The following is a 7596-nucleotide window of genomic DNA, read 5'->3' on the forward strand; positions in this document are numbered from 1 at the left end:
GAATCTGGAAGTATCCAGGAATATCATAACCGCTATCCAATTCCATTGCAGGAGATCAAACAGAACGACGACATAAGTGAATCAGATCAAAACCCTGGCTACTCAAACAATTAAGGATAATGAGCAGCAGCATATCGCGGAAGTCTTGGGGTAACTTTAAAAATAAAGACATCTATCTCTTTAAAATAGAGAATAAAACCGGTGCCTTTGTGGAACTAACAAATTATGGTGCTACAGTTGTTTCAATTGTAGTGCCAGATAAAAACAATGGGTTAGGCAATGTTATCCTGGGGTTTCCTGAGTTGCAGGGTTATCTGGAAGATATTTGTTATGTAGGTTCAACGGTAGGGCGGTTTGCCAATAGAATTGCACGAGCAAGCTTTAATCTGGATGGCATTGATTATCAGCTCGAGGCAAATAGCAACGGCAATTCTAATCACAGCGCGTCAGCTGGTGTTAATAGTAAAGTTTTTGATTATATTGTAGATGATGACAGATTAATTTTCAAGATATTAAGTAGAGATGGAGAAGGAGGTTTCCCTGGTAATCTTACTTTGGAAGTCTGTTATCAATGGACAAGTGATAATGCGCTTTTAATAACATATACTGCAATAACCGACAGGAAAACCATAGTCAATATTACAAACCATTGTTATTTTAACTTGTCGGCCATTGCAGATCGAAATTTCCTAAATCACCGCCTTAAGATCAATGCGAAAAGTATGCTGGAATCAGCGGCCGATTATATCCCAACAGGTAGGCTTGTAAGAACAAACGGTAGCGAGCTAAACGATCTAAAGGGAATAAATACCTATTATGTATTAGATAAAAACGGTGCCGCTGCCACTTTGGTTGATCCGGAATCCGGACGCGTATTAGATGTATACACCAGTTACCCCGGACTCATGCTTTATACCGGAGACTACCTTGAAAGCAGATGTAATGGACATTTAGGTGAGCCATACAAACCATTAGATGGTATCTGCTTAGAATGTCAATTTTATCCCGATAGTCCAAATCACCCAAGCTTTCCCTCAACAATACTTGAGCCTGATCATTTATATCAGGAAAGTATAACCTATAAATTCAGCACACAAACTTAGCATATGAAACTAAACCCGGTTCTGGCAACCCTTCTCTTAATTTTTTGCTTGTCAGCAGAACTAATTGCCAAAGACAAAAGGTTCCAATTAAACTCTCCAAATAATACACTAAAAGTAAAAGTGAGTATGGGTGATAGCATCACTTATTCCATATCATTTAAAAACAAAACAGTAATTCTTCCCTCAGCAATTGCAATGGTGCTTCAAAACAAAGTGCTTGGCAAAACTACACAAGTGAATAACATAAGGGTTATAAAGAATAAAGAATTCAATGAGTTATCCGTTTTATTTTCTGATCAGAACTACTCCTTAATTTTCAGAGCTTATAATGAAGGGGTTGCCTATCGTTTTGTTACCAGTTTTAAGGACTCTATACAGGTAGTAGCAGAAAAGGCCGATTTTAATATCAATGGAAAACCAGCAGCGATACTTCAGGAAACTGACAATTATACCAGCTGGGAAGGACCGTACATTAAATATCCCTCAATTGCGGAAATATCAAATGGTAAACGTGCCACAACTCCAGCACTTTTTGATGATAAAAGTAATGGAATAAAAGTAGTTATTGCAGAGTCTGATTTATTTGGTTATCCGGGCATGTATATTAAGAAACAAGGAGATCAGTATATCGGCGATTGGGCAAAATTCCCAACGAAGACCGTAATGGGTAGTTGGGGTGATTTTGTTTCTGTAGTAAAAGAAAGGGGTGATTATCTTGCTAAAACCGATGGAAGCAGATCTTTTCCATGGCGGGTGATTATCGCAACCGACAATGACAAAGACTTACTGAATAATCATTTGGTAACCAAGCTTGCGCGTCCTTCAGAAATTAAAGATACCAGCTGGATCAAATCAGGAAAAGCTGCATGGGAATGGTGGCACGATGCTATGCTCCCTGGTGCAAGCATTCCATCAGGAATGGCGAACAGAAATACCGATCTATATAATTATTATGTTGACTTTGCTGCTGCAAATAAACTCGAATACATGATGATAGATGCAGGGTGGTCTAACAACTATGACCTTACAAAGGTTAATCCTAAATTAGATGTTCAAGGTGTAATAAAAAGAGCCCGGGAAAAGAAAGTCGGAGTATTTTTATGGTGCGTTGCCTCTACTTTGTTAAAAGATCTCAATAAAAATCTGGATTTCCTGAATTCTATAGGCGCTGCCGGCATCAAAGTCGATTTCTTTGATCGTGATGATCAGGAGGCTATCCAATGGATCGAACTCATTGCTAAAGAAGCGGCAAAACGAAAGCTGATGATAGATTTTCACGGATGCAGCAAGCCAACGGGCTTGGAAAAAACATACCCAAATATTGTTAACTATGAGGCTGTGAGAGGAGCAGAGTCTGACAAGTGGGACAATACCATAGATCCAGATCATCACTTGATCATTCCATTTGTAAGGATGCTTGCCGGTCCATTTGATTACACTCCAGGTGCAATGCGGAATAAAACTAAGGCAGAGTTTAAACCTATTGATCCAGGATTACCATCAGGACAGGGAACCCGCTGCCATGAACTTGCAATGTATGTTATCTATGATCAGCCACTGGGGATGCTCGCTGATTCTCCAACTGAATATGAAAAAGCTCCTGATATTATGAAATATCTTTCAGCCGTGCCAACAGTTGCTGATGAAACAAAGGTAATAGATGCTAAACTAGCAGAATATGCGGTAATGGCTAAAAGAAAAGGAGACAACTGGTATGTAGGTGCAATGACCAACTGGACCCCAAGAAATCTTAAACTAAACTTCAGCTTTTTAAAACCAGGTGTAAGTTATACCGCTCAAATTTATACAGACACTAAAGATTCAAATGTTAATGCTACACAGTATGAACTTAAAACAATTAGTGTAAACAGCAACACCACGATAGACCTTAAACTTTCTTCGGGCGGAGGTGCTGCAATAATGATAGAAAAGTCCATCTTTAAGAAATAATAATCTATTTGACCAAGAGAATAAAACCAGCAATTTTAACCTACCAAATAATTAACCTAAATGAGCATAGAGAAAATAAGTTTTAATCATAAGTACATCATCGGAATCTCCTTTATTTCTGCCTTGGGTGGTTACCTCTTTGGGTTCGACTTTGCTGTAATATCAGGCGCATTGCCTTTTTTAAGAACTCAATTCATGTTGGATGCATGGTGGGAAGGCTTTTTAACCGGATCGCTGGCACTAGGATGCATTGCCGGATGCCTGGTTGCGGGAAACATTGCCGATCGTTACGGGCGTAAACCGGGACTTATGATAGCAGCACTTATCTTTGCGCTCTCATCAATAGGCATCGCTTTTTCATCAACTTTAACACTGTTTGTAGTGATGCGTTTTATGGCCGGAATAGGAGTGGGTATGGCGTCTATGTTGTGCCCTATGTATATCGCAGAAATTTCACCAGCTAAGGTAAGGGGCCGAAATGTAGCCATTAACCAGTTAACGGTAGTAATAGGAATCCTGATCACTAATCTTGTAAATTATTTCCTGGCCGATGCAGGGTCTGACGCATGGCGCTGGATGTTTGGTTTAGGAGTAGTTCCTTCACTTATATTTTTAATAGGAGTCTTATGGCTGCCAGAAAGCCCAAGATGGCTTGTAAAAGCAGGTCAGCAGGCAAAAGCAAAAGAGGTATTACTCAAACTTGGTTCCGAATCATTTGTAAATTCAACATTCGCCGATATAGAGAAATCACTTGTCGGGATTAAGAAACAATCTTACAAGGCGGTGTTTGAAAAGAGTGTACGCCCGGCTGTAATAGTAGGTATTATACTGGCTGTTTTTCAACAACTATGTGGCATAAATGTAGTGTTCAATTATACCTCTACGATATTTGAATCTGTTGGTGCAAACCTGGACAGGCAGCTGTTTGAAACAGTAGCAATAGGAGCAGTAAACCTAATTTTTACGCTACTGGCCATGTGGCAGGTAGATAAGCTGGGTAGAAAACCACTTATGCTTATCGGCTCACTGGGATTGTCGATAGTGTACATTGTGCTGGCGTTTCTGCTGCAGAACCAATTCCCTGCAGGTCTGATTTCCATTTTTGTACTACTTGCCATCAGTATGTATGCTATTTCATTAGCCCCGGTAACATGGGTGCTGATCTCTGAAATTTTTCCTAATAAAATACGTGGAGCTGCATCTTCTGTGGCAATTATTTCCTTATGGGGTGCTTATTTTATCCTCGTTTTCACTTTTCCAATCCTAGCCAAAAAGCTAGGCACCTTCGGGCCTTTTTATTTATATGCAGGGGTATGCTTTTTAGGCTTTCTGTTTATTAAAATCAGGGTTAAAGAAACAAAAGGACAAACACTGGAAGAACTTGAAGATAATTTTGTAAGACACTAACGAGCGCCTAAACAACCCAAATAAAACTAAAGCATTTAAAATATTATTATAATGAAAAGCATGAGCGTAAACGTCTGGGAAGAGCAGGTTACCATACCTACCTATGGCATCGGTAAGCCCAATAAAAACCCTATGTTCTTTGAAAAGAGGATTTATCAGGGAAGCAGCGGCGTTGTTTATCCTAATCCTGTTGTAGAGAAAATACTGGACGAAAAGATCGACAAACAATATACAGGGTTATTTCTGGAAAATGACTATATCAAAATGATGATTCTGCCTGAGTTAGGCGGACGCATTCAGATGGCATATGACAAGATAAAGAAAAGACATTTTATTTACTATAATCAGGTAATTAAACCTGCATTAGTGGGTTTAACAGGCCCTTGGATTTCAGGAGGTATAGAATTTAACTGGCCTCAGCATCACAGACCAACCACCTTTAATGCTATTGATTATAAGCTCGAAGAAAATAGTGATGGCAGTAAAACTGTTTGGGTTAATGAGGTTGAGCAGATGTTTCATACCAAGGGAATGGCTGGTTTTACCCTTCACCCAGATAAAGCATATATTGAAATTAAAGCTAAGCTGTTAAACAGATCAGAGCTACCACAAACCTTTTATGGTGGGCAAATCCGGCTGTAAAGGTAAATGATCATTACCAATCTGTTTTTCCTCCTGATGTAAATGCCGTTTTTGATCATGGAAAACGAGATGTCTCTACCTTCCCAATTGCTACTGGTACCTATTACAAAGTTGATTACTCACCAGGAACTGATATATCAATGTATAAGAATATTCCAGTTCCGACCTCTTATATGGCCATCAATTCTGATTATGATTTTGTAGGAGGATATGAACATGATACCGAGGCGGGTTTACTTCATGTTGCGAATCATCATGTTTCACCGGGCAAAAAACAATGGACCTGGGGGCATAGCGACTTTGGTGTGGCTTGGGATAGAAACCTGACGGATGAAGACGGTCCTTATATTGAGTTAATGACGGGTATGTTTACTGATAATCAGCCTGATTTCACCTGGTTGATGCCAAATGAGGAAAAGTCTTTCAAAGCTGACCAATGGCAATAAAACTTATTTTGAAGAGCTAGCAAGTATTACACCTAAGGAGGTTTATGTTAAAGAGATAGCCATAGGAACAGATTTTAATGAGAATGAGCTATTGCTTGTTATTAATAGTGCTAAAGGGCGCGAACTATTGAGATATGAGCCTTCAAAGAATAGAATTAATGATATCCCTGAACCAGCAAAACCTGCGTTATCTCCTGAAGAGATCAAAAGTAATGAACAATTATTTTTAACAGGGCAGCATCTGGAACAGTATAGACACGCAACTTATAGTCCTGTGCCATACTATGAAAAGGCCCTGGAAAGAGAGCCAGGAGATATAAGAAATAACAATGCATTAGGCCTTTGGTATTTGAGACGAGGACAATTTGAAAAGAGTGAGTCTTATTTTCGCAAATCTATAGAAACCAGTGTCCAAAGGAATCCGAATCCTTATGATTGTGAAGCATATTATAACCTTGGCTTATCTCTTAAATTCCAAGATAAACAAGAAGAAGCATATAAAGTATTCTACAAATCTACATGGAATAAGGCTTACAAAGATAGCGGTTATTTCTCAGTAGCACAGATTGATATGATCAATGGAGATTACGAACTTTCTTTGGATCACATTAATCACTCGATAGATAACAACGCCAATAACAGTAAAGCTTATGTTGTAAAATCTGCGGCTTACAGAAAGCTGCGTCAGGCAGATCAATCAATTCGCACCACGGATCTGGCTCTGGAAAAAGACGCATTTAATTTAGGCGCATTGTTTGAGAAAGTATGTGTTTACAGATCATTGAACGATGCGTTAAATGAAGAAAAATATTTGAAGGAACTAGTTACACTAGCCAGGGGATATGAACAGAACTTTATTGAATATGCTATAGATTATGCAGAATCTGGTCTATTCTCCGAAGCAATTGATTTACTTACATATGCCATCAAAGGAAAAGAGACAAATCCATTAGTTTATTATTACCTGGGATATTTCCACCATAAACTGGCTCAGACTGAGCTTGCAAGTAATTATTTTCAAACGGCCGCTGAAGCAGATTCTTACTTATGTTTTCCTAATAGGCTACAGGAAATAAAAGTTCTAAGAGCTGCCATGCAGTTAAATCCTGATGACTCAAAAGCGCCTTACTATCTTGGTAATTTATTCTACGACAAACGACAGTATGATGAGGCAATTGCCTACTGGGAGACTTCAGCTAAATTAAATGGAGATTTTCCGACTGTGTTAAGAAATCTTGGTATTGCTTATTTCAATAAACAAAATGATCAGGATAAGGCTTTAGCCTGTTTCGAAAAGGCGTTTGAATTGGATCCTCTGGATGATCGTTTATGTATGGAGCTGCATCAACTCTACAAGAGATTAAATAGAAGTCCTAATGAACGCTTAGGCTTTCTGGAAAAGAATTTGGACACCGCATTACAAAGAGATGATGTATATCTGGATTTGATATCAATATATAATTTCCTTGGCGAGAACGAGAAAGCTCTTCAATTGCTGATGCAACACAAGTTCCATCCCTGGGAGGGCGGAGAGGGTAAAGCTTCAGGTCAATACGTATGCAGCCTTATTGAGCTTGCCAAAGAAAAAATACAGAACGAATCGTATCAAGAGGCCATCTCATTACTAAATGACGCACAAACTTATCCGCATAATCTGGGTGAGGGAAAGTTATATGGAGCTCAGGAGAATGACATATTCTACTGGCTGGGTTGTGCATACAAAGGATTAAATGACGAAGAGAACTCAAAGAAATATTTTAACATCGCAACAAAGGGACTTGACGAACCATCAGCAGCCATGTTTTACAACGATCAGCAACCTGACAAAATATTTTATCAGGGACTGGCCTGGAAGAAACTTGGAAATGTAGAGAAGGCTGAACAGATATTTAATAAACTAATAGGCTATGGTAACCAGCACATTAATGATCAGGTTAAGATTGATTACTTTGCTGTGTCATTGCCAAACTTATTAATATTTGAAGATGATCTTGACATTAGAAATAAAGTTCATTGCTATTTTTTGCAAGGTTTAGGCTATCTTGGCC

The 7596-nt window shown here is 38.8% G+C and carries 4 protein-coding genes and 1 pseudogene; all 5 read left to right on the forward strand.

Annotated features, from left to right (window positions below):
* Positions 1-119 precede the first annotated feature (119 nt).
* Entirely contained in the window at positions 120-1103 is a 984-nt protein-coding gene (locus AC1DDX_RS22250; protein ID WP_337716089.1) for an aldose epimerase family protein, read from the forward strand.
* 3 nt (positions 1104-1106) lie between these two features.
* Positions 1107-3053 (forward strand): glycoside hydrolase family 97 protein, encoded by a 1947-nt coding sequence (locus AC1DDX_RS22255; protein WP_477622616.1) that lies wholly within the window; start codon positions 1107-1109, stop codon positions 3051-3053.
* A 60-nt stretch (positions 3054-3113) separates the two neighbouring features.
* A complete protein-coding gene (locus AC1DDX_RS22260; RefSeq protein ID WP_337716090.1) occupies positions 3114-4460 on the forward strand; it encodes a sugar porter family MFS transporter in 1347 nt (448 codons plus the stop codon).
* Positions 4461-4592: 132 nt separating this feature from the next.
* Positions 4593-5548: pseudogene (locus tag AC1DDX_RS22265) on the forward strand (DUF5107 domain-containing protein).
* The coding region (locus AC1DDX_RS22270; RefSeq protein WP_477622617.1) for a tetratricopeptide repeat protein at positions 5511-7596 on the forward strand (2086 nt) is incomplete at its 3' end. The pseudogene AC1DDX_RS22265 and the gene AC1DDX_RS22270, both read left to right, overlap by 38 nt.

Source organism: Pedobacter sp. 10L46_2, assembly GCF_056395165.1.